At 66.1% G+C, this 19,922-nt stretch carries 21 protein-coding genes, 2 tRNA genes and 1 riboswitch; of the genes, 11 read left to right on the top strand and 12 right to left on the bottom strand.

Translation table 11 applies throughout. The features are described 5' to 3' along the window. Positions 1-216: 216 nt before the first annotated feature. Positions 217-1,215, bottom strand: coding sequence for a helix-turn-helix transcriptional regulator (locus tag AC07O0_RS00220; RefSeq protein WP_494619074.1), 999 nt, complete (start codon positions 1,213-1,215; stop codon positions 217-219). Between the two features lie 376 nt (positions 1,216-1,591). Between AC07O0_RS00220 and AC07O0_RS00215 the strand changes: the two genes are divergently transcribed. Genes AC07O0_RS00215 through AC07O0_RS00205 form a run of 3 tightly spaced genes read left to right on the top strand, consistent with a single transcriptional unit; the run spans position 1,592 to position 4,186 of the window. After that, the gene (locus AC07O0_RS00215; RefSeq protein ID WP_494619072.1) at positions 1,592-2,254 is read left to right on the top strand and encodes a hypothetical protein; all 663 of its coding nucleotides are present in this window, start codon (positions 1,592-1,594) and stop codon (positions 2,252-2,254) included. A 48-nt stretch (positions 2,255-2,302) separates the two neighbouring features. After that, positions 2,303-3,130, top strand: a complete 828-nt coding sequence (locus AC07O0_RS00210; RefSeq protein ID WP_494619071.1) for an acid phosphatase — start codon at positions 2,303-2,305, stop codon at positions 3,128-3,130. A 48-nt stretch (positions 3,131-3,178) separates the two neighbouring features. After that, a complete protein-coding gene (locus tag AC07O0_RS00205; RefSeq protein ID WP_494620620.1) occupies positions 3,179-4,186 on the top strand; it encodes a DUF1254 domain-containing protein in 1,008 nt (335 codons plus the stop codon). Between the two features lie 266 nt (positions 4,187-4,452). On the opposite strand, the gene AC07O0_RS00200 is transcribed toward AC07O0_RS00205, so the two are convergent. The 6 genes from AC07O0_RS00200 to AC07O0_RS00175 form a co-directional block, all read right to left on the bottom strand. Then, a complete protein-coding gene (locus AC07O0_RS00200) occupies positions 4,453-5,337 on the bottom strand; it encodes a DMT family transporter (RefSeq protein WP_494619069.1) in 885 nt (294 codons plus the stop codon). A 160-nt stretch (positions 5,338-5,497) separates the two neighbouring features. Then, positions 5,498-6,715, bottom strand: a complete 1,218-nt coding sequence (locus AC07O0_RS00195; protein WP_494619067.1) for an MFS transporter — start codon at positions 6,713-6,715, stop codon at positions 5,498-5,500. A gap of 173 nt (positions 6,716-6,888) precedes the next feature. After that, positions 6,889-7,848 carry an ABC transporter substrate-binding protein gene (locus tag AC07O0_RS00190; RefSeq protein WP_494619065.1) on the bottom strand — a complete coding sequence of 320 codons (960 nt, stop codon included), beginning with the start codon at positions 7,846-7,848 and terminating at the stop codon, positions 6,889-6,891. A gap of 43 nt (positions 7,849-7,891) precedes the next feature. Continuing rightward, complete coding sequence (locus tag AC07O0_RS00185) at positions 7,892-8,635, bottom strand: ABC transporter permease (protein WP_494619064.1); 744 nt, start codon at positions 8,633-8,635, stop codon at positions 7,892-7,894. A gap of 97 nt (positions 8,636-8,732) precedes the next feature. Continuing rightward, positions 8,733-8,829, bottom strand: a riboswitch (TPP riboswitch). 59 nt (positions 8,830-8,888) lie between these two features. Beyond that, a complete protein-coding gene (locus tag AC07O0_RS00180; protein WP_494619062.1) occupies positions 8,889-9,533 on the bottom strand; it encodes a TenA family protein in 645 nt (214 codons plus the stop codon). Between the two features lie 58 nt (positions 9,534-9,591). Continuing rightward, entirely contained in the window at positions 9,592-10,767 is a 1,176-nt protein-coding gene (locus tag AC07O0_RS00175) for a hypothetical protein (RefSeq protein WP_494619060.1), read from the bottom strand. A gap of 191 nt (positions 10,768-10,958) precedes the next feature. On the opposite strand from AC07O0_RS00175, the gene AC07O0_RS00170 reads away from it, so the two are divergent. Then, on the top strand, positions 10,959-11,588 hold the full coding sequence (locus tag AC07O0_RS00170) for a glutathione S-transferase family protein (RefSeq protein ID WP_494619059.1): 630 nt from the start codon (positions 10,959-10,961) through the stop codon (positions 11,586-11,588). Between the two features lie 31 nt (positions 11,589-11,619). On the opposite strand, the gene AC07O0_RS00165 is transcribed toward AC07O0_RS00170, so the two are convergent. Continuing rightward, positions 11,620-11,994 (bottom strand): hypothetical protein, encoded by a 375-nt coding sequence (locus AC07O0_RS00165; RefSeq protein ID WP_494619057.1) that lies wholly within the window; start codon positions 11,992-11,994, stop codon positions 11,620-11,622. A gap of 115 nt (positions 11,995-12,109) precedes the next feature. Then, positions 12,110-12,184: transfer RNA gene (locus AC07O0_RS00160), tRNA-Asn, on the bottom strand. A gap of 189 nt (positions 12,185-12,373) precedes the next feature. Between AC07O0_RS00160 and AC07O0_RS00155 the strand changes: the two genes are divergently transcribed. Further along, positions 12,374-12,447 (top strand) — tRNA-Cys (locus tag AC07O0_RS00155). Between the two features lie 81 nt (positions 12,448-12,528). Here AC07O0_RS00155 and AC07O0_RS00150 read toward each other — a convergent pair. Continuing rightward, on the bottom strand, positions 12,529-12,840 hold the full coding sequence (locus AC07O0_RS00150; RefSeq protein WP_494619056.1) for a hypothetical protein: 312 nt from the start codon (positions 12,838-12,840) through the stop codon (positions 12,529-12,531). 169 nt (positions 12,841-13,009) lie between these two features. On the opposite strand from AC07O0_RS00150, the gene AC07O0_RS00145 reads away from it, so the two are divergent. From AC07O0_RS00145 to AC07O0_RS00125, 5 genes are all read left to right on the top strand, one after another. After that, on the top strand, positions 13,010-14,107 hold the full coding sequence (locus tag AC07O0_RS00145) for a hypothetical protein (protein WP_494619054.1): 1,098 nt from the start codon (positions 13,010-13,012) through the stop codon (positions 14,105-14,107). Positions 14,108-14,289: 182 nt separating this feature from the next. After that, entirely contained in the window at positions 14,290-15,216 is a 927-nt protein-coding gene (locus AC07O0_RS00140) for a peptidoglycan-binding domain-containing protein (RefSeq protein ID WP_494619052.1), read from the top strand. Between the two features lie 245 nt (positions 15,217-15,461). After that, entirely contained in the window at positions 15,462-16,103 is a 642-nt protein-coding gene (locus AC07O0_RS00135; protein ID WP_494619050.1) for a protein-L-isoaspartate O-methyltransferase family protein, read from the top strand. A 237-nt stretch (positions 16,104-16,340) separates the two neighbouring features. After that, positions 16,341-17,738, top strand: coding sequence for a TolC family outer membrane protein (locus AC07O0_RS00130; RefSeq protein WP_494619049.1), 1,398 nt, complete (start codon positions 16,341-16,343; stop codon positions 17,736-17,738). Between the two features lie 163 nt (positions 17,739-17,901). Beyond that, positions 17,902-18,495 (top strand): PopZ family protein, encoded by a 594-nt coding sequence (locus AC07O0_RS00125; protein ID WP_494619047.1) that lies wholly within the window; start codon positions 17,902-17,904, stop codon positions 18,493-18,495. 4 nt (positions 18,496-18,499) lie between these two features. Here the strand turns inward: AC07O0_RS00125 and AC07O0_RS00120 are convergent, their stop codons facing one another. Further along, a complete protein-coding gene (locus AC07O0_RS00120) occupies positions 18,500-18,715 on the bottom strand; it encodes a hypothetical protein (RefSeq protein WP_494619046.1) in 216 nt (71 codons plus the stop codon). Between the two features lie 13 nt (positions 18,716-18,728). Next, positions 18,729-19,214 carry a pyridoxamine 5'-phosphate oxidase family protein gene (locus AC07O0_RS00115; protein ID WP_494619044.1) on the bottom strand — a complete coding sequence of 162 codons (486 nt, stop codon included), beginning with the start codon at positions 19,212-19,214 and terminating at the stop codon, positions 18,729-18,731. A gap of 123 nt (positions 19,215-19,337) precedes the next feature. Here AC07O0_RS00115 and dps point away from each other — a divergent pair, with 123 nt between their 5' ends. Then, positions 19,338-19,817, top strand: a complete 480-nt coding sequence (dps, locus tag AC07O0_RS00110; RefSeq protein ID WP_494619043.1) for a DNA starvation/stationary phase protection protein Dps — start codon at positions 19,338-19,340, stop codon at positions 19,815-19,817. Positions 19,818-19,922 lie beyond the last annotated feature (105 nt).

Below are 19,922 nucleotides of genomic sequence, written 5' to 3'. Positions count from 1 at the left end.
ACACAAAAAATAACTAACAATTTCATATAGATATGAGATACCTAGGAGGACTTAAAATGCCTCGCCGGAAACGGCATGCGGGTTCGATCCCCGCCGTCCGCACCATGCTCTCAAGGGGCTGTGGCGCCAGCGAACACTCGGCATTGTCGAAAGCGGTCCCGCCCATCTTGGCTCAAGCAGTGAGCAGGGCGTTTGGTCGCGCGAGGCGAAACGCATTCAACCGGGCCGCGACTGCTCGCGAAACTGGCGGGGCGCGACGCCTGTCATCCGTCGGAAGGCGCGGCTGAAATGTGCTGGGTCGGTGTAGCCGGAGGAAAAGGCGACATCGATGATCCTGCAATCGGTGTCGCGCAGCAGCCGGCTCGCATTCTCGTATCTGACCGTGTCGAGGATGTCCGAATAGGACAGGCCGATCAAAGCGAGCTTGCGCTGAAGCGTCCGCGTGCTGACGCCTGCGATCTCGGCGACGTCGGCAAGCGCCGTTGTTCCCTCGTCGAGATAGGCCGGCAGCATCAGCTTGAGCAGTTCGACGATGTCGTAGGCGGAAGGGTCATCCTCCTGGTTCCGCGGTGGCGCAAACGTCGCGACCGAACGGTTGGGGAGGCTGAGGAGCGCGATCGGCAGGCTGATCCAGGCGGCATGCTGGCCCGATAGAAACCGCACATTCGGCCAGCAGGATCGCGTCGCCGGGCTCGGCGCATAGGACGATTCAAAGGCGATCGCCGTTGGCATCCAGCCGGGCCCTGCGAATTGCCGGACGATGTAGATCGAGAAGATGTTCTGGATCCATTGCGCGTATTTCAGATGCAGGAGCCCAGTCCCGGCAAGCCTGCTGCAGACCCGCACCTGGTCCGCGTCATGCTCGATCCACATGCTCAGAATGGTGTCTTCGCGCGACGCCCAATGGCAGGCGTGCCGGAGCGCGACGAGCAGCGTCGGGGAATGCGCGATCAGGGCGCGTGTCTCTTCCCTCATATGGGAGAAATGCAGCCGCTGGGCGGCGAGGAAGCCAAAATCTTCGATACCCTGGGTTCTTTGGGCGGTCTCGACGAAGCGCAGCGCCGGCAGGAGCGGCAAATAGAGATCGCTTTTCTCGGCCAAGGATGATGGCAGCCGGGACTGCTCCAGAAGCGTCTCCGTCGGGGCGCCGATATCGTCGAGAATGCTGACGAAGGGCAGCAGGAACTGGCCGCGCGTCAGGGGGATATCAGCCATCGGACCTCGCCGCGATCACCGCGTTGGCGCTTTTCACAAGGCCGAATCCCGGAGGGTTCGCGACCGGCGAGGAGGAAGAATAGCCGGTCGCGATTGGCGTGAAATGGCAAGACGAGCAGGCGGCCCATGCACGAAATGCTCACGACGATAGTCGCCGGCCGCTGGGCCGCGATCGCGTGCTGCTGAGCTGGAGCGCTCGCGCAGGTGCCGACAGGGCATGCAAGGCGGGAGACGAGCAACGATGTCAGGCGCAACGGCGCGCAATCTCGCCATCGGCTCGATGGTGGCTTCCTTGTGCGGGTCGGTCTGGGCATCCGATCTCCGGCAGCCCGCCGCGCCGCCGGCTCCCGTCCTCGCGTCGGGACCGAGCTTTTCGGTGACCAGCTATGTCTGGGCGACCGCGATCGATGGCAGGAGCGGAACGCTGCCGCCGCTGCCGGCCGCGGATATCCATCTGCGCTTCCGCGACGTGCTCAAGGAACTCAACGGCGCGCTGATGGCATCTGCCGAGATGCGCATCGAGCGCTGGAGCGTCCTGGTCGACGGGCAGTTCTCGCAGGTGACGACCGGCGGCAATCTGCCCGGCTCCTTCTTTTCGGCGCTGAAGCTGCGCTCGCAGAGCACGACCGTTCAGGGCTCCGTCTTTTACCGGGTCTATGAGGACACCGTGCTTGCGCTCGATGTCGGCGGCGGCGTCCGGTTCTGGAACCTCGACACCAAGCTCGAGATCCTGCCCGGTCTCGCCGATCTTCGCATCGATCATCGCGAATCCGAGATGTGGGCCGATCCGATTGTCGGCGCCCGGCTCGGCGTGACGCTCGGCGGTCCGTGGAGCTTGACGGTGGCGGGTGACATCGGCGGCTTCGGCGCTGGCTCGCGCCTGACTTGGCAGGGCCTGGGCAGCGTCAACTACGCCTGGAGCGAAAACCTGACGCTGAAAGCCGGCTATCGGGCCCTCCATGTCGATTATCGCGATGGCGGCTTTTCGTACGACGTGACCCAGCACGGGCCTGCCGTTGCCGCGACATACCGGTTCTGACCGGGGCCTTCATGAGTTCAGCGGAGGTCGAAAGGGATGGGAATGTCGATGACTGGGAATACGGTTCGGGCCGCGGGCGTCTCCGTGTCGATGCTGCTCGCGCTCTGCGGGCAGGGCTTTGCGCAATCGGCCGAAGCGCAGCCTCAAGTTACCGATCCGCATTTCAAGATCGCGCCAGGCTACCTCAAGCGGTCGGACCTGCCGAACAGCCTGGTCCTGCTCGGCCCGCCGCCCGAGGCGGGCTCGGCTGCGCTGGCCCGGGACGAAGAGGCGCGCAAGGCGACAATCCCCCTGCGAAACACCGCGCGTTGGAAGCTCGCCCGTGCCGATGCCGATCTCGCCTTTCCGCAGGCGGCCGACAATTTCTCGTGCGCGATGGGTGTCAGGATCGATAGCGAGCAGACCCCACGCCTCTATGCGATGACGCAGAAGATGCTCTCGGATTTCGGCCTCTCAACCTATGGTGTGAAGACCAAGTACAACCGGGTCCGCCCCTTCGTGGTTCACAACGAGGCGACCTGCCGGGCCGATCAGGAGGCCATTCTGCGCGGTGACGGCTCCTACCCTTCAGGGCACACGGCTGCGGGCTGGGGCTGGGCGCTCGTCTTCGCGCAGATCAACCCCGAGCGCGCGGATGCACTGCTGAGGCGCGGCATCGAATTCGGGCAGAGCCGCGTGATCTGCGACGCGCATTGGCAGAGCGATGTCGATGCCGGCCGGATCATGGGCGCGGCGACCGTCGCGCGGCTGCAGACTAATGCTATCTTCCTCGCCGACCTCAAGGCCGCGACAGCGGAAGTAAAGGCCGCCAAGGCGAAGCAGGTACTCCCGGCCTCCGAATGTGCCGTGGAGGCTGCTGCGCTGTCCGTTCGGTAACGACGAGCACATCGATCAATGACAGCAATGAGGTACCGTTCAATGCGAATGATTTCGATCTACAGCCTGAGTTTCCTGGCTCTCGCGCCGTGCGCGGCGTCCGCACAATCGGTTCCGGTCAATGTCGGCAACTTCAAGCGAGCCGAGAGCGATTTCTATATGCGCAAGACGGCCGACGCTGGCGCCCTCGGCAAGTTCGCCCATAGCAGGACGCCGACGCCGATCGATAATCAGCCCGTAGTCCGGATGAACCGGGATACGCTCTATTCCCAGGCGCTCTTCGACCTCGACGCCGGTCCGGTGGCCATCACCCTTCCCGATGCCGGCAAGCGCTTCGTCTCGATGCAGGTCATTAGCGAAGACCACTACACCCCGATGGTGGTCTACAAGCCGGGCCGCACGACGCTCACCAGGGACAAGGTCGGGACCCGCTATGTGTTCGTCGCGGTCCGTATCCTGGTCGATCCCAACGACAGCAAGGACCTCGCGCAGGTCCACGCCCTGCAGGATGCGTTGAAGGTGGAGCAGAAGTCGGTCGGCAAGTTCGAGGCCCCGAACTGGGACCTGGCTCAGCAGAAGAAGATTCGTGACGCGCTCGAAGCGCTCTCCGCCGCGTCAGGCAGCTTCACCAACGCGTTCGGCCCGAAAGGAAAGGTCGATCCGGTCATGCATCTGATCGGCACGGCCGCCGGCTGGGGCGGCAACCCCGACAAGGACGCATCCTACCCTTCGTTCACCCCGGCCAAAAACGACGGCAAGACAGTCTACAAGCTCAGGCTCAACGATGTCCCCGTCGATGCGTTCTGGTCGATCAGCGTCTACAACGACAAGGGCTTCTTCCAGAAGAACGACTACGACGCCTATTCGGTCAACAGCATCACCGGCAAGAAGGGTGCTGATGGCGCGATCGATATCCAGTTCGGCGGCTGTGACGGCAAGATTGCGAATTGCCTGCCGATCACGCAGGGGTGGAACTACACATTCCGGCTCTACCGTCCTCGCGCCGTGTTCCTGAACGGCACGTGGAAGATCCCGGAGGCGCAGCCTGCATCGTAGCAGGCGTCAGATTCGTCTGTTGCACCGGTAAGTCGCGATAACCCACGCAAGCTTGCCGTTTGCCGAATGCTTGAACTGGCTCGGCGGTCACCCGCCGTGCCGGGGTCGTTATAAATCCAACCGCTTGGATATGCTGTTTTGCCCGAACCGGTCGCTGCCAGAGGCAGCGATAACCAAATTCCCCACTCGCCAAATTTGACCGATAATGCCCGAGACGGGTGGGAAGCGGGCGAAAATGCCTCGGAGGTCTAAGGGAAGAAGCCGACTCATTCAGGCTTCTTCGCGCTCGTAACCGTCAGCGCCAATCCGACCAGCACGCAGGCGACGCCCGCGATGAACAGCGGCCCGAGGTTGTCTCCAAACATCAGTGCGGCCGCCCCGACTCCGATGATCGGCTGAAGATATTGGATGCTGGCCGCCACGCGGGCTGGCAGAACACGCAGCAGGTGGAGCCACAGGAACAGTCCCAGCACAGTGACCATGACGCCGAGATAGACCGCGGTCGCGACGCCGATCGCGGTAGTCGTGAAAGGCGTGTGGAGCATTTCCCAAGCCGCCCATGGCGACAGCGCGAGGAAGCCAAACAGGGTGCTCCAAGCGGCCACCGGGGCAGTCCCATACTGCTCCGTGAGCTCGACGCTCCAAACGTAGTAGAAGGCGATCGTTAAGGTGGACAGCAGGACCAGCGCGGCTCCCCATAGGCTCGTCTGCGTAGCGGACGAAGAGGCGTCGCCCCGCCCCCAGGCGACCAAGGCGATGCCGACGAAAGCGATAGCAAGGCCCAGCGCCTGAAGCGCCGATACGGGCTGCTTCAATCGTAGCGACGCGAACACCACGACGAACACCGGGATCGCCGCCGAGATGGTCGTCGCCACCGACGCGGACGTACTGAGAACCCCGAAGGTCTGGGCGACTTGGCCGATGCCAATGCCGAGGACGCCGAGTGCCGCGACGCGCGGTATCGCGCGCAGCGGAAGGCCCTGCTTACCGACGATGAAGACAAACATCAGCGGCACCGCGATCAGAAAGCGCAGGCCGGTCAGCGTCAGCGGCGGCAGGGTCAATAAGCCGAGCTTTGTGATTGGAATTGATAGGCCCCAGACGACGGCGAGGAAAAGGGCTGCGCCAAGGTTGGCGAAGTTCGAATTCATAGCGATGGCCCGGCGCTGTTGCTGTGGACTGCTAACGCGCCTTTTGAGGTCCCGCCAGTGGCGTATGAGCGCTATGGGTCGAAAGCAGGCGCTTGGTTCTGGCGGGACAAGCGCTGGCGGCCTTGCTCTTTCTCGGTTCGGCAGATGAAGGTAGCGGCTGCTACCCCCGCCGATGCTCTACCTTCGGCAGGAACCAGGCGAGCAGGCCGATCGCCGGCAGGAAGGCGCAGAGGCGGTAGACCGCTTCGATGCCGATCCAGTCGGCGACTTCGCCGAGGATCGCCGCCGCAAGCCCGCCGAGGCCGAAGGACAGGCCGTAGAACAGGCCGCCGATCAAGCCGATCCGGCCCGGCATCAGCTCCATCGCGTAGATCAGGATCGCGGCGAAGGAGCTCGCCATGATCAGGTTGATCACCACCGTCAGCACGCCGGTCCAGAACAGGTCGGCGAAGGGCAGCAGCAGCGAGAAGGGCAGGGCGCCGAGGATCGAGAACCAGAGAATGCGGTTGCGGCCGACCCTGTCGCCGATGATGCCGCCGGCGAGCGCCCCGACGGCGGCGGCCGCGAGGAACAGGAACAGCATCAGCTGCGAACCCTGCACCGAGATGCCGAACTTCCCGATCAGGTAGAAGGTGTAATAGGAGCTGAAGCTCGACGAATAGGCGTTCTTCGAGAACAGCAGGATCACCAGGATGGTGATCGCGAAGGCGATCTGGCCTTTGGTATGCGCGGGGATGGCAGGTGCGGCAGCTTCGACCTTTACGGGCTTCGGAGCGGCGGCCGCAGCCTTGCTCAGGCTGGCATAGCGGCGCGCCGTCCAGACCATCAGGACCATGGCGAGCAGCGCCGCGGCCGAGAACCAGGCGACGCTGGTCTGGCCGCGCGGCACGATGATGAAGGCGGCGAGCAGCGGGCCGAGCGCGCCGCCGCTCTGGCCGCCGACCTGGAAGATGCCCTGCGCCAGCCCCTGCTGGCCGCCCGAGGCGTTGCGAGCCATGCGGGTCGCCTCGGGATGGAAGATAGAGGAGCCCAGCCCGACGCAGGCCGCCGAGATCAAGAGCAGCGCGTAGCTGCCGGCATAGGCGAGGCCGATCAGCCCGGTCAGCGTGCAGCCCATGCCGACGACCATCGAATAGGGCATCGGGTTCTTGTCGGTGTAATGGCCGACGACCGGTTGCAGCAGCGAGGCGGTAATCTGGAAGGTCAGCGTGATCAGGCCGATCTGGCCGAAATCCAGCGCGTAAGCCGTCTTGATGATCGGGTAGATCGCCGGGATCAGCGACTGGATCATGTCGTTAAGCAGATGCGTCGCGCTGAGCGCGAACAGCACCGGCAGGTCGGCGCGGCGGGTGGAGGCGATCGGCTTGCTGACGTTCATGCGGATGATTTCGCCGGGCGCAGCTGCGAATCCGGGCGAGGGCTCGCCCGATGGCTGCGGAGCCGGCTCATAGCACCATGCCCGGCTGACAACCCAGAGCCGCCGGCACAGGTCCGCCCTGATGTGGACGCGGGATTGGCGGCGGCAGGCGGGCTGCCGCCGCGATCCGCTGGTTACTTCACCTCGCCCGCGATCTCGGCGAGGGCCGGAGCCTTCTGGATCAGGCCGCGCTCGACGAGGAAGGCGCCGAAGCGCTCATAGCGGCGCTGGTCAAGGGCGCGCGGGCGCTTGGCGAAGCGCGGCAGGGTGTCGATCCAGGCCTGGCGGTTGAGGGCGTCGTCGAGATCGGGATGGGCCGCGATGAAGAGCTTCCAGGCTTCCTGTGGATGGTTGGTCAAATAGAGCGCCGCCTTCTCGATGGCGTCGAGGAAGCGCGGCAGGCGGTTGTCAGCGAGGGCGTCGCGGCGGGTGATCAGGATCAGCTCGTCATAGGCCGGGACGCCGTGCTCCTCGGGATAGAAGGCCGTGCCGGGGTGGCCTTCGAGCTTGAGCTGCGTCAGCTCGAAATTGCGATAGCCGCCGATGGTGGCGTCGACCTTGCCGCCGATCAGCGCGGCCGAGAGCGCGAAGTTGACGTTGACCAGCTTGACGTCGTCGAGCTTGAGCCCGGCCTTGGCCAGCATCTGGCCGAGCAAGGTGGTCTCCGTGCCCGAGACGGCGTAGCCGATGGTCTTGCCCTTGAGGTCGGCGAGGCTCTTGATCGGCCCGTCGGCCTTGACGATGACGCTGTTGAGCGGGGTCTCGACCAGCGTGCCGACGCGGACGATCGGGATGCCGGCGGCGTGGTCGAGATAGAGATTGGGCTGGTAGTGGATGCCGATATCGGCCTGGCCGGCGGCGACGAGGCGCGGCACGGCGGAGGGGTCGGAGGGCGGCACCATGGTGACTTCGAGCCCGGCCTCCCTAAATAGACCGAGTTGCTGCGCGACGACGAGCGGCGCGTGGTCCGGATTGACGAACCATTCGAGCATCACCGTCAGCTTGTCGGCGGCGCGCGCCGGGCTGGCGAGGCCGGCGGCCAAGACGAGGCCGGTGGCGAGGAGAGTGCGTCTGGTCAGGGCGCGGAGCGTCATCAGGCGAAATCCTTCTGCGTGATCGGCTTGAAGCGAAGTGGCGTCACGGCTCGCTCGCCCAGGGGAGGAGGCGCGGGCCGAGCGCATCGACGAGATGGCGCAGGACGAGGCTGAGCACGGCGAGGACCGTCATCGCGGCGAAGACCGTGTCGGTCTGCATGCGGGCATTGGCCTGGACCATGACGAAGCCGAGCCCGGCGGAGGCGCCGACCCATTCGCCGATCACCGCGCCGAGCGGCGCCAGCGGAGCCGCGACCCGCAGGCCGGTGAGCAAGCTCGGCATCGCCAGCGGCAGGCGGACATAACGCAGCGTCTGCCAATGCGTCGCCGTGGTCAGGGCGGTGGCGTCGATCAGCTCGGGATCGGTCCGGCGCAGGCCGTCGGTGAAGGCGGAGGCGACCGGGAAGAAGATGATGATCGTCGCCATGATCACCTTCGAGCCCATGCCGAAGCCGAACCAGACCACCAGCAGCGGCGCGATGACGAAGACCGGGAAGGATTGCAGGACCAGCAGGACCGGCCAGATGAGGCGACCGAGTCGCGGCAGCGCCACGATCGCGAGCGCGGTCAGCGCGCCGAACAACGAGCCGAGCACGAAGCCGAGCGCCATCTCGGCGATGGTGGTGAGGCTGTGGCTGAAGAGGAAGCCGGGCTGGCGCTGGAAGGCCAGCGCCACGTCGAGCGGCGAGGGCAGGATGTAGCGCGGTGGCTGGAACAGCCAGATCGCGCTTTGCCAGGCCAGGAGCAGGACGAGAATCGTCCGCAGGGCTGGAGCGAGCGCGGCCATCATCAGCCCCGCTGCGGCCGAACTGCGCTCTATCCTGTCCTGCGTCGTCAAAGCTCGCCTTTCCGGTGGAAGGCGGGCACGGGGATGAGCACTGACGAGGCTGCCCCGAGCGACTCCCTCCGCCAGCATGATCTGGTTCAGGTTCGAAGGGTGCTTCTCAGCTCGCCTTCCGGCGAACGCCCCCGTCTCTCGATTGTGCTTGTGGCAGAAAGGCTTGCGCCTGTCACGCCTGCCTCAGGCCGCAGCGCGCCGCTCAGGCTTCGTCATAGGCCGAGTCGAAGAAGGCCTTCTCCAGCGCGACGGTACGCAGGAAGAAGTCCCGACTCGTCTGCGTCTCGCTTGGGCCGACACGGTCGAGCTCGCTTCGTAGGAAGTCGACGAAGTCGCGGAAGTCGGGATTGTCGTGCAGGGTGATCCATTCGGCATGGACGAAGTTCGCCGGCAGCGGCTCTGACACCTGCTGGGCCCAGTCGAGATAGAGCCATTCGGCCACGACCAGCACGGAGAGGGCGGCGGCGTAAGAGCGCGTCGCGGCGGCTTCGCGCATGATCGCCTTGAAGCCGGCGGTGGCCTTGCTGTCGGGAGGCGTAGCGCGGTCCTGCTCGCTGACGCCGAGCGCCGCGAAGGAGCGCAGGAAATAGGTGTTCTCCTCGCCGCTGACCATGCCGATGAAGCGGCCGAAGCGGATGCGGGCCTCGAAGCTGTCGGCGCCGGCGAGCGCGGCGCCGAGCAGGGTCAGGAAGCTGTCGAGGAAGCGATGGTCCTGGATCAGGTAGCGGGCCATGACCGCGTTGGAGACCGAGCCATCGAGCAGTTCGCGGACGAAGCGGTGGCCGACGGATTGCGACCAGGCCGGCTGGCTGGCCTGGCGGAGGGTCTCGGTGAAACGTTCGGTCATGGGCGTAGCCTTCTGCTGATCGGGCTCTCCCTATCAGCAGCGGCGCCGCGACCGCACGCTATTTCAGCCGCGCCGCGACGATCTTCGCGAGCTCGCCGACGCGCGCCTTGGCCTCAGCGTGTAGCGCCTGATCGCGCTCGCCGCCGGAGACGCGGACATCGACCGTCACCAGCCCTTTGCGGATATGGATGCGGTTCATGATGTCGAGCGCCGCCTCGTCGCCCAGCCCTTCGACCGGCGTCTTGGCCTCGGAGACCTTGATCGCGCTCTGGAACCAGCGCTTCGACAGGTCCTCATTGGCGGCGACGTTGCGGACGCTGACCTGGATCTGGTTGAGCTCGACCGTGCGCTTGCCGTCCTTCTCGACGGTGCGTTTGGCGTCGAACTGGCAGCCGATCGGGTTCGGCAAGGCCTCCTGCCGGTTCTCGCGGCTCTCATGGGTGATCTTGCCCATCAGCTTGCGCGGATCGCTGATGGTCATGCCGGGGAAGGCGGCCTTGACGTCTGTGGGCGTCAGCAGCGCGCAGGCGTCCGGCCACTGCTCGACCGGGGCGACGGAGGAGGGGCGGGTGTCCGCCGGCACGGTCACGGCGCTGTTGGTCGCCACCTGCGTCGGTGCGTCGACCATGCCGGCTCCACCCTGCCAGCGCGCCGCCGCCTGCTTTGCCAGAGCGAGTGCGTTCGGCGCGGTCTGCTCGGAATAGAGATCGAGCGAGACGGCGTAGATCAGATCATCCTTGCGGGCGCGGATCACGACGCTGGACGAATTGGTCTCCTGGAAGGCCTCGTCGCCGATGCCGGAGAGCTGCTCGAGCTTGAGGGTGATCTTCGGATCGCTCGCGACCTTCTCGCGGGTACCCTTGATCGAGGCGAAGGCCTGGGCCGGGGTTTCGCGGCCCTTGGCGACGCCGTCCCAGCGGATCACCGTGACCGAGGCGAAGCGGGCATGGTCCATCTTCGAGGTAGGGCTCGGCAGCTTCACCGAATACATGCAGCTCTCGGCGTATTGCGGGCCGCGGCTGATCGGGCTCAGCGTCGGGCCCTTGGCGGTGATCGGGCGGCCGGGGAAGAGCGCTTCCAGATCGGCCTGCGGCAACAGGCGACAGGCATCGGGTGCCTTACCCGCCGCGGTCGGTTCCGAAGCGGCCGGAGTGGCCGTCGTTGCGGTCTGGGCGAGGATGGGGCTGGCGAGAATCAACAGCAGCGGCGTCACGAGCGCGGAACGGGCGAGCATCGGATCGGTTCTCCAGGGACGGGCGCAAGCTGCAGCGGAGGGCGGTCGCGCCGTTCGGGGACTGGCGAATCTAGGTGCGACGGTGGCGCGATCATGGCGCTGCGGCAGGTCGCGACGGAGATTGCTGACACAGGCTGTCAGCCGGAGAGGTGTCAATACAAACCAATTGGTATGTATGGGAGGAAGCGATGATGAAGCTCTACGGATTCGGACCGACGCGGACCTTGCGGGCGTTGTGGGGGCTGAACGAGCTCGGCATTCCGTTCGACTATATCCATGTCGACCTGCTCGGCGGTGAGGCGCAGACGCCGGCATTCCTCAAGATCAACCCGGCGGGCAAGCTGCCGGTCCTGGTCGATGGCGACAATGTCCTGCCCGAGTCGGCGGCGATCATCCTCTATTTGTCCGAGAAGTTTCCGGAGAAGCGCCTGCTGCCTGACGATCTCGACGAGCGGGCGCAGGCCTATCGCTGGATCCTGTTCGCGATGACCGAGCTGGAGCAGCCGCTCTGGCGCATCACCAAGCACAGCTTCCTCTACCCGGAGGAGCAGCGGCTGCCGCAGGACATCACGCTCGCCAGCGAGGAGTTCAGGCGCATGGCGGCGGTGCTGGAAGCCCATATGGTGGGGCGCGACTTCATCGTCGGCGACCGGATGGGGGCGGCAGACTGTGTCACCGCCTATCTGATGGATTGGGCGAACGAAGACGGGCTGCTCGACGGCTTCCCGCATCTGCAGCGCTATCTCGAACGCATGTATGCCCGCCCGACGGCGCCGCAGCGGATCGCGGAGGCCTTCGCCAGCGTGCAGCCGGCAGCATAGCGGGGCAGAGGGGAATCGGTGGGCAGGTGGCTCAATCCTGGCGCCGCACCATCACGGGAGCGGCGACGCGCTTCGGGCCGAGACGCTCCAACAGCGCTGCCACCGCAAGCCCGCTGACGCCGCCCATGATCTTGACGAGCGCATCGAGGATGCGGGCGTGCCGGCTCGCCTCGAAATGCTGGGCGAGTTCGAGCCCGGCGGCGCCGACGACGATGCAGGTGAGAATCACGCCCTTGCGAGCGGGATAGGCGGTGGCGAGAGCCGCCGCGGCGACCAGATAAGCGATGAAGCGCTCGAGCTGCGGCCCCATATGGGAAATATGCGGGCGGGCGCCGATCGGTGACAGCGTCGCGAACACGACGACGGCGACGGCAGCCCAGCCGATCAGCGCAGCCCAGCGGCGCATGGAAAGCTCCAGCCCGAAAAGCCGCAGCGTCGTCCTTTGCGTGTCCCGCTGCAACATTCCGTCTCCGGAAAGCAGAAAGGGCCCAAGCGGTCGTCGCTCAAGCCCTTGAAACTGTTGGCTCCCGGAGCAGGATTCGAACCTGCGACCAATCGATTAACAGTCGATTGCTCTACCGCTGAGCTATCCGGGATCGGTGGGCGGCGTATAGCGACGCTGCCGGCAAGGCGCAAGCCTTTTGCTGGCATCGGGCCGGAGAAAATCGTGGGCAGCCGGTCTGCCCCATGGTCAATTCACAATGCCGGCAGAGTTTCGGTTGCGGCGCGCTGCGGCATGTGGTTATACGCCCGCCGTGGAGCGCGCTTCGGCGTCGCTCCCGGATGGCCTCGTGGCGGAGTGGTTACGCAGAGGACTGCAAATCCTTGCACCCCGGTTCGATTCCGGGCGAGGCCTCCACCTTCTTTCTCATGCGCTGATATCGCTGACTGCCGAGCAGATCGCCTGCCGGGGGTGAAGGCGCGCGGCAGCTCAAATCGCTCAACCCGAGCGGCGGCGCCTGAAGCGTTCGATCAGCCCGAGGCACCACTGTGCGAACCGCGCCATCGGCCGCCGGAGCGGCGGCACGTCGGCTGCCAGCAGCATCAGGCCCAGCGGCAGCATCCAGACGCCGAGAATCGGCAGGAACGAGAAGAGGCCGCCGAGGATGAGCGCCAGCCCGGCCGGGATCCTGATCAGACGGGAATCGCGATGGCGGAGCCAGCGCATCGCCCTGGCGAGCCGGGGAGGGAGCTCGGCCTCGATCCGCTTGAAGGCGGCCCTCAGCTCGTGTCGTCCTGATGGAAAGTGCATTTCACCTCATTCGTCGCTGTCCAGCTGAACGCGCAACTCGGCTCGTCGTTCTCGCCGCAGCAACCGCTGATGAGGATGCAAATGGGAACGAAAGCGGCGCTGACACGCGCAAGGCGGCGCAATCGGGCGCGAAGCGGCCATATGTCGCGCGGGCGGACGGGGGGACGAGATGGGATGGAAAGATCTGGTCCGCAGCGTGCGCAAGGTGCTGGGCGGGCGGTCTGCGTCCGAGCCAGCCGTGGAACTCACCCAGTACGAAATCCTGCTGAAGGACTACGGGATCGGCTCGATCTTCCTGCACGACGAGATCCCGCGCCTCTATGGCGAGCGCGATGCGATGCGCCGGGCCTGGCGGGAGCGTGATTTCGCAGCCTATCGCGCCGCCTTCGAGGCGGCCCGGGTGCAAGGCGATCTCGCCGAGAACGGCAAGCCGCGCTATGCGCTGATCAGGGACTGGTTCCTCGACGCGTTCATGGCGATTCCCGACAGCGACGATGCCGGGCCGCGGCATGAAGCGCTGCTCGACAGTTTCGCCACCTATTTCAAGCGCGAGCCTTCGGCCTTCTCGGCTGCGACCTATGCGGATGCGCTGCGGGTCACGGCCTATGCCTGGCGCGGCACGGCCTGCGCCGCCGACGTCAACCTGGACCAGGGGGAGCAGTTCGACAAATTCCTCCGGCAGGCGGATGCGGTGCTGGACAGCCAGCCCGACCCTGCGGACTTCGCCTGGCGCGCCAGCGATTTCCGGCGCGGCGCCGAGACCGGCTCGTTCAGCGAGTACCAGCGCCGGTTCGAGGCCGCCTGGGGGCTCGACCGCTACAATATCGACCTGTGCCGCAACTTCGCCCGGATGATCATGCCGCGCTGGCTTGGCCGCGATGCGCATGACCTCGAGGTCTTCGCCCGACGTGCCGCCGAACTGACCAAGGACCGCTTCGGCTACGGCTTCTACGCCCTGATCCAGGCGGCCAACACCGAGGTCGGCGAGCATGAGCTCGAGGACACGCTCTGCGATCCGGCCTTGGTGAAGCAGGGCTTCGAGGACCTCGTCGCCCGCTTCCCGACGCCGAGCAACTTCAACCTCTATGCCGACATGCTGGAGTGGATGAAGGACACCGAGGCCCTCGCCGACCTGCTCGACAGCCGCTTCCGCACCATCGTGCCGGAGATCTGGTATGGCGACACCCTCGACGACAAGTTCGTCTATGCTTTCGAGACGTTGCTCGAGGCCGATGAGGTCCTGAAGGGGCGCCGGCGGCCGGCCTGAGCTAAAGGGGGCACGAAGCTTTGCCGCGCAACCGTCGGGGAGGGTTTCGGAAGAGGCCCCGCCTCCTTCTTCGTCCGCAGGTCATGCTTTCGCGGTGCACGTCATGCGTGCGTGATTCGTTGGCATTGCGCTGCGCCGCGCTGTAGCATTCGCCCGGCTCTCGTTGAGCGCAGGGGGATGCCGTGAAGCTTCTCCGCGTCGGTTCGAATGGTCCGGATGTCGGGCGGGTGCAGGATGCGCTCAATCAGTGCATGCTGCTGCCCAACAACCGGCTGACGCGGCCGCCCATGGCCAGGCTGGCGGTGGACAATGTCTTCGGCCCCAAGACCAAGGCGATGGTCTGCGAGTTTCAACGCCTCAACGGCGCCAAGGCCGATGGCGTCGTCGGGCCGGTGACCCTGTACCTGCTCTTCCCGTACATCGCCTTCAAGGCGACGCTCGCAGGACAGGGCCTGTTGCGCGGCACGGCGCGCGGCCGGTCATATCTGCGCAGTGCGGCCTCGACGCCACGCCTCCTGGCGCAGATGGCGCCGAGCTTCCGGCCGCCTACCACTGCCGGTCTGCTGGCGACCGGCGCCGGGGACAGGGATGAGGAACCGGAGGGGGTAAGCGTCGAAGCATTGGTTGGCCGGGGTTTCAAACATGAGTTTCGGCCATGGTTCCGGTTGAAGGAGGACGAGCCGGAAGGGGGCAGATCGTTCAGCATCATGACGATCGAGGGCACCGCCGTGCGCTGGAAAGGATGCGAAGTCGGGGGCCAACTGGAATTCAGCCACCCGGTCGGGGCAGAAGGAGGCTCAAGCTGGATCTGGGAAGGTTCCGTGGCCGGCAAATACACCAACTCCAAGATCGAAGGAGGGCCGCTCTCCGCTGGTTTCAGCCCGGTGGTCGAAGCGAAAATCCGCGAAGATGCGTTCGGGGCGGCGATCGCACTCGAGGCCGAAGCCAGCGTGCAGTTGAACAAGGATCTGGCGGAACTGTATGTCGGTGGCAAGGTCGGCCTCCAGTGGGACACGAATGACGGCGCCATCCAGGGCGGAGCGGAGGTGACGGCCGGTGTGAAGGTGCGGTGGGACCTCGTTCGGCTGCCGCGCAAGAACAGCAACTAGCCTGGGTTCTGCGCCCGGCCGCTGCACGCGCCTTGCCAGCCGCAAGTTCGCCAGGGGGCTGCCGTCGGCCCATTGCTCGCCGATATCTGGATGCCCGTTCCGTTGGCTGGCCCGATCCGGTCCATCGCCAGCACCGGTCCGGCGAGTGATCGTCGCGACGGCTTGCCTTTTGCGGCCGCCTCGCCCAAAACCCGCGGGCAGGGTCGAGGCACCCGTCCGGGTGTCTTCCTTCGGAGATTTTGAGCATGAGCAGCTTCGCCGAACTGCGGCGCATGATGGTCGATTGCCAGTTGCGCACCTATGACGTGACCGATCGCGCCGTGCTCGCCGCGGCCGATGCGGTGCCGCGCGAGGCGTTCCTGCCGGGCGAATTGTCCCATCTGGCCTATCTCGACCGACAGGAGCCATTGCCGGGCACGGGCCGGGCCCTGCCGGCGCCGATGGTGACGGCACGCATGATCCAGGTGCTCGAGCTGCAGCAGGGCGAGGAAGCTCTCGAATATGGCGGTGGCTCGGGCTATGGCGCGGCACTGATGGCGGCGATGGGGGCTGAGACAACGTTGCTCGAGCCGGACGAGGCCGCGCTGGCGCTGGCCCGCACCGCTTTCGCCCAGCCAGGCGTCGCGGCCGCCGAGCTGGTCGCGAGCCTGCCGGAGCGCCGGCAGTTCGATGCGGTGCTGGTCAGCGGCGCTTGCGAGGTCCAGCCGGAGTCCCTGTTCCGCCATGTCCGCCAGGGCGGGCGGCTCGTCGTGATCGAGGGCGTCGGGCGTTCGGCTCGCGTCATCCTCTACCGCAAGGCGGGCGAATCGCTTTCCGGCCGGCCGGTCTTCGATGCGGCGGCGCCCGTGCTGCGCGAATTCCGCAAGGCGGAGGTGTTTGCCCTGTGAGTCAAGCCGCCCTCGGGCCGGTTTTCCCCAGAAGGCGTAGGTCGTCGGTACTAATCCCGGCGGGAGTGTCGCATTTTTGCGGCAGTTGCGAATTGAAAAGCGGCCAGTTCCTCTCGCATCATTGGCGTGGAGAGCTGCAAAGCTTATGATTTTAAATCGAGTGCCGAGGCTGGGGCGATGCCTGGGCGTGACTAGAGTCCGCACAAGAGGCGTCCAGTGATTGTAACGCGACCGACCTTGAAGAAGACCGCAAGCCGTCTGGTGATGGCCGGCATGCTGGGAGCCGTCATGGGCTCACCGGCGCTGGCGCAGACGATGGACGCGGCGCTGGGGCGAGCCTACTCGGCCAATCCGACGCTGAACGCGCAGCGCGCCGCAGTGCGCGCCACCAACGAGAACGTGCCGCAGGCACTGTCCGGCTATCGCCCGCGCATCACCGCCTCCGCCGATATCGGCGCCAGCATCACCGAGAGCGACACCCCGTTCAACGCGCAGGGCACCGGCACCGCGCATAATCGCAGCCTCTCGCGGACCAACCCGCGCGGCGGCGGCCTCCAGATCGACCAGAACATCTTCGACGGCGGCAAGACCCGCAGCTCCGTCAGCCAGGCCGAATCGCAGGTGCTCGGCGCCCGCGCCACCTTGCTCAATACCGAGCAGAACGTGCTGCTCGACGCGGCGACGTCCTATATGAACGTGCTGCGCGACACTGCGATCCTCAACCTCAACCGCAACAACGTCGAGGTGCTGGAGGAGCAGCTGCGCCAGACCAAGGACCGATTTCAGGTCGGCGAAGTGACGCGCACCGACGTGGCGCAGGCCGAGGCGCGCCTGTCCTCGGCGCAGTCGCAGGCGATCCTGGCGGAGTCCAATCTCAAGACCTCGATCGCGCGCTTCCGCCAGAACGTCGGCATCGAGCCCAAGAATCTCGCTCCGGGCCGCCCAGTCGAGAACCTGCTGCCGAAGTCGCTGCCGGCCGCGCTCAACATTGCGCTGCAGGGGCACCCTGCCATCATCGCCGGGTTGCACGGCGTCGATGCGGCGGAATTGCAGGTCAAGGTCACCGAGGCCGACCTGTATCCGGTCCTCGGTGTGCGCGGCACGGTGCAGCAGCGCTACGACAACCAGTTCTTCGGCGACAACCGCACCTCGGCCACCGCGGTCGCGACTCTGACCATCCCGATCTACGAGGGCGGGCAGGTCTATTCGCGTACCCGCCAGGCCAAGGAGACGGCCGGACAGCGCCGGATCGAGGTCGACACCTCGCGCGACACGGTTCGCGCCGCCGTCGTCTCGGCCTGGGGCGCGCATGATGCGGCCAAGGCGCAGATCGTCTCGGCGCAGGCACAGGTCCAGGCAGCCGAGACCGCGCTCGCCGGCGTGCGCGAGGAAGCCAAGGTCGGCCAGCGTACCACGCTCGACGTGCTGAACGCCCAGCAGGAGCTGGTCAGCGCGCGTTCGAGTCTGGTCACGGCGCAGCGTGACCGCGTCGTCGCGTCCTATGCGGTTCTCTCGGCGGTTGGCAAGCTTTCGGCCGATACGCTGAGGCTCAAGGCCGAGCGTTACGACTCCCGCAAGCACTATGATCAGGTCAAGGGCCTGCTCTGGGGCACGCAGACGCCGGACGGGCGCTGAGCCGTCCGACTCTGCCGGCGTAGCGCAGCACCGGCGCAACACTCCGGATTTCTCCTGTGGGCGGCCGCAAGGCCGCCTTGCCTGTTGGTTTCCCGGTGAAATACTCATCAGCGGGGCGCACTGATTCCATAGGCGGCCCTTGAGTCGAGTGACCGGAATCAGCATGAGCGCGCAGCCCAAGGCCAATGAACCTTCGATGGAGGAAATCCTCGCCTCCATCCGGCGGATCATCGCCGATGACGAGAAGCCCGCTGCGCCGCCCGAGGAGGCTGCTCCGGAGCCGGTTGCCCTGGCGCTGCAGCCCGAGCCGGAACCCGAGCCTGAGCCTGAGCCGATCGAAGACGACGTGCTCGACCTCGGCGCCGAGGCCGAGCGCATCGAGGAAGAGCCGGCTGCGATCGTCGAGGCGCCGTCGGACGACGTCGACTTCGTCGAGCCGCAAGCCATGGCCCAGCCGGAGCCGGAACCCGAACCGCCTCAGCCGCTGGCCTTCGTGCCGCCCCCGATCCAGCCGCAGCCCGCGCCGCCGATGGATATGGCGGCGTTGATCTCTGACCAGACCGGCGCCGCCGTGCAGAGCGCCTTCGGCGCGCTCGCCAACACCGTGCTCAGCAACAATGCGCGCACGCTGGAGGATTTGGTCAAGGACATGCTGAAGCCGATGCTCAAGACCTGGCTCGACGACAACCTGCCGACCATGGTCGAGCGGCTGGTCCGGGCCGAGATCGAGCGCGTCGCCCGCGGCGGACGGCGCTGAGGCGTCAGCGCCGCCGTTTCCGGGCAGGTGCCGGGCGCGGCCCGAACGCCCCGCCTTCGTTCAGGCTCTGGATCGCATAGCCGGCGAGCGCCATCAGGGCGGTCTGCGGCCCGAGGCGCGAGACCAGGAGCTGCATGCCGAGCGACAGGGGCCGGGGATAGCGGCCCGACGCCGCCTCCGAGGCGACCCAGGCGCCGACGAGGTGGACGAGAAGTCTCATCGCTTTCTCCCGATCAGAGCAGGACTTTGCGGTTGCTGCCGAGGTCCGGCCGTGAACCGGTGACGGCCGCGGCCGCCATCTTGACCGAGGTCACGATCTTGCCGGGACTGTCCCAGAACTCGGCCAAGGTGGGCCGCACCTTGAGGACGCGGATGTTGGGATCATCCTTGCTCTCCCAGAAAGCACGCGCGGCCATCGACCAGAGCTCGGCGATGCGGCCGCGATCGTCGAGCAGGTTGGCGGTGCCGCTGATCGAGACGTATTTGTACGAGCCATTGTCGCCGAAGCAGAGGCAGACATTCTCGTTGATCTCGATCTCGTCATCCTTGTGGGCACGCAGGTCGGTGAGGAAGTAGATCGCATCCTCGTCGCGACGGGCATGGGCGCTCATCGGGCGGGCACGCAGCTGGTCGCCATTGCCGTCATGGCTGACGAGCATGCACAGGCCGATCTCGTCGATCAGCTCCCAGGCGCGGTCCTGGTCGGTCTTCCGGGTCATCGGGCGGTTCCTTTCGCGGTTCCTCACCCAACGGCCGAAGCGTAGCCGAGGTTCCGTTTGCGGCGGTCGCCGAATTGCCGGCATTGCTGGTAAGCTCGCTTTCCACGAGGCGCGAGGTTTGCCATGGCCAAGTTCAAGTCCCGCAACGACCTGAAGTCCAACACCAAGACGGCGATGATCGAGCTGCTCAATGCGCGGCTCGCCGATGGCATCGATCTCGCGCTCGTCACCAAGCAGGCGCACTGGAACCTGAAGGGCCCCGGCTTCATCGCCATCCACGAGATGCTCGACGGCTTCCGCGGCGAGCTCGACACCCATGTCGACACGGTGGCGGAGCGGGTGGCGCAGCTCGGCGGCATCGCGCTCGGCACGGTCCAGGTCGTCGCCGGCGCGAGCAAGCTCAAGGCCTATCCGACCGACATCGTCGCGGTGAAGGACCACCTCGCCGAGCTGATCGAGCGCTATGCCGAGGCCGCCAAGTCGGTCCGGGCGGCGATCGATTCTGCCGACGAGGCAGGCGATGCCGACACCGCCGACATCTTCACCGGCTATTCGCGGACGCTCGACAAGGCGCTGTGGTTCCTGGAGTCGAACGCGGCCTGAGAGCGCTTGCGAATTTGACTGGCGCGGCCGGCTAACACGGCCGTCTGCGCTTCCGGTGCTCACGGACATCAGTCCGCTCCGCTCCGGTTCTCGACCGCCGCGCCA

The sequence above is a fragment of the Allobosea sp. GW821-FHT10B12 genome, assembly GCF_059415545.1.
The sequence above is the reverse complement of the archived record's forward strand: the minus strand, read 5'-3'. Positions and strand labels throughout refer to the sequence as shown.

Excerpts from the sequence above, each read along its gene's own strand:
- AC07O0_RS00220 (WP_494619074.1), bottom strand. The coding sequence starts at position 1,215 with ATGGCTGATATCCCCCTGACGCGCGGCCAGTTCCTGCTGCCCTTCGTC.
- AC07O0_RS00210 (WP_494619071.1), top strand. The coding sequence starts at position 2,303 with ATGACTGGGAATACGGTTCGGGCCGCGGGCGTCTCCGTGTCGATGCTG.
- AC07O0_RS00205 (WP_494620620.1), top strand. The coding sequence starts at position 3,179 with ATGATTTCGATCTACAGCCTGAGTTTCCTGGCTCTCGCGCCGTGCGCG.
- AC07O0_RS00200 (WP_494619069.1), bottom strand. The coding sequence starts at position 5,337 with ATGAATTCGAACTTCGCCAACCTTGGCGCAGCCCTTTTCCTCGCCGTC.
- AC07O0_RS00195 (WP_494619067.1), bottom strand. The coding sequence starts at position 6,715 with ATGAACGTCAGCAAGCCGATCGCCTCCACCCGCCGCGCCGACCTGCCG.
- AC07O0_RS00190 (WP_494619065.1), bottom strand. The coding sequence starts at position 7,848 with ATGACGCTCCGCGCCCTGACCAGACGCACTCTCCTCGCCACCGGCCTC.
- AC07O0_RS00185 (WP_494619064.1), bottom strand. The coding sequence starts at position 8,635 with ATGGCCGCGCTCGCTCCAGCCCTGCGGACGATTCTCGTCCTGCTCCTG.
- AC07O0_RS00180 (WP_494619062.1), bottom strand. The coding sequence starts at position 9,533 with ATGACCGAACGTTTCACCGAGACCCTCCGCCAGGCCAGCCAGCCGGCC.
- AC07O0_RS00175 (WP_494619060.1), bottom strand. The coding sequence starts at position 10,767 with ATGCTCGCCCGTTCCGCGCTCGTGACGCCGCTGCTGTTGATTCTCGCC.
- AC07O0_RS00170 (WP_494619059.1), top strand. The coding sequence starts at position 10,959 with ATGAAGCTCTACGGATTCGGACCGACGCGGACCTTGCGGGCGTTGTGG.
- AC07O0_RS00165 (WP_494619057.1), bottom strand. The coding sequence starts at position 11,994 with ATGCGCCGCTGGGCTGCGCTGATCGGCTGGGCTGCCGTCGCCGTCGTC.
- AC07O0_RS00150 (WP_494619056.1), bottom strand. The coding sequence starts at position 12,840 with ATGCACTTTCCATCAGGACGACACGAGCTGAGGGCCGCCTTCAAGCGG.
- AC07O0_RS00145 (WP_494619054.1), top strand. The coding sequence starts at position 13,010 with ATGGGATGGAAAGATCTGGTCCGCAGCGTGCGCAAGGTGCTGGGCGGG.
- AC07O0_RS00135 (WP_494619050.1), top strand. The coding sequence starts at position 15,462 with ATGAGCAGCTTCGCCGAACTGCGGCGCATGATGGTCGATTGCCAGTTG.
- AC07O0_RS00125 (WP_494619047.1), top strand. The coding sequence starts at position 17,902 with ATGAGCGCGCAGCCCAAGGCCAATGAACCTTCGATGGAGGAAATCCTC.
- AC07O0_RS00120 (WP_494619046.1), bottom strand. The coding sequence starts at position 18,715 with ATGAGACTTCTCGTCCACCTCGTCGGCGCCTGGGTCGCCTCGGAGGCG.
- AC07O0_RS00115 (WP_494619044.1), bottom strand. The coding sequence starts at position 19,214 with ATGACCCGGAAGACCGACCAGGACCGCGCCTGGGAGCTGATCGACGAG.
- dps (WP_494619043.1), top strand. The coding sequence starts at position 19,338 with ATGGCCAAGTTCAAGTCCCGCAACGACCTGAAGTCCAACACCAAGACG.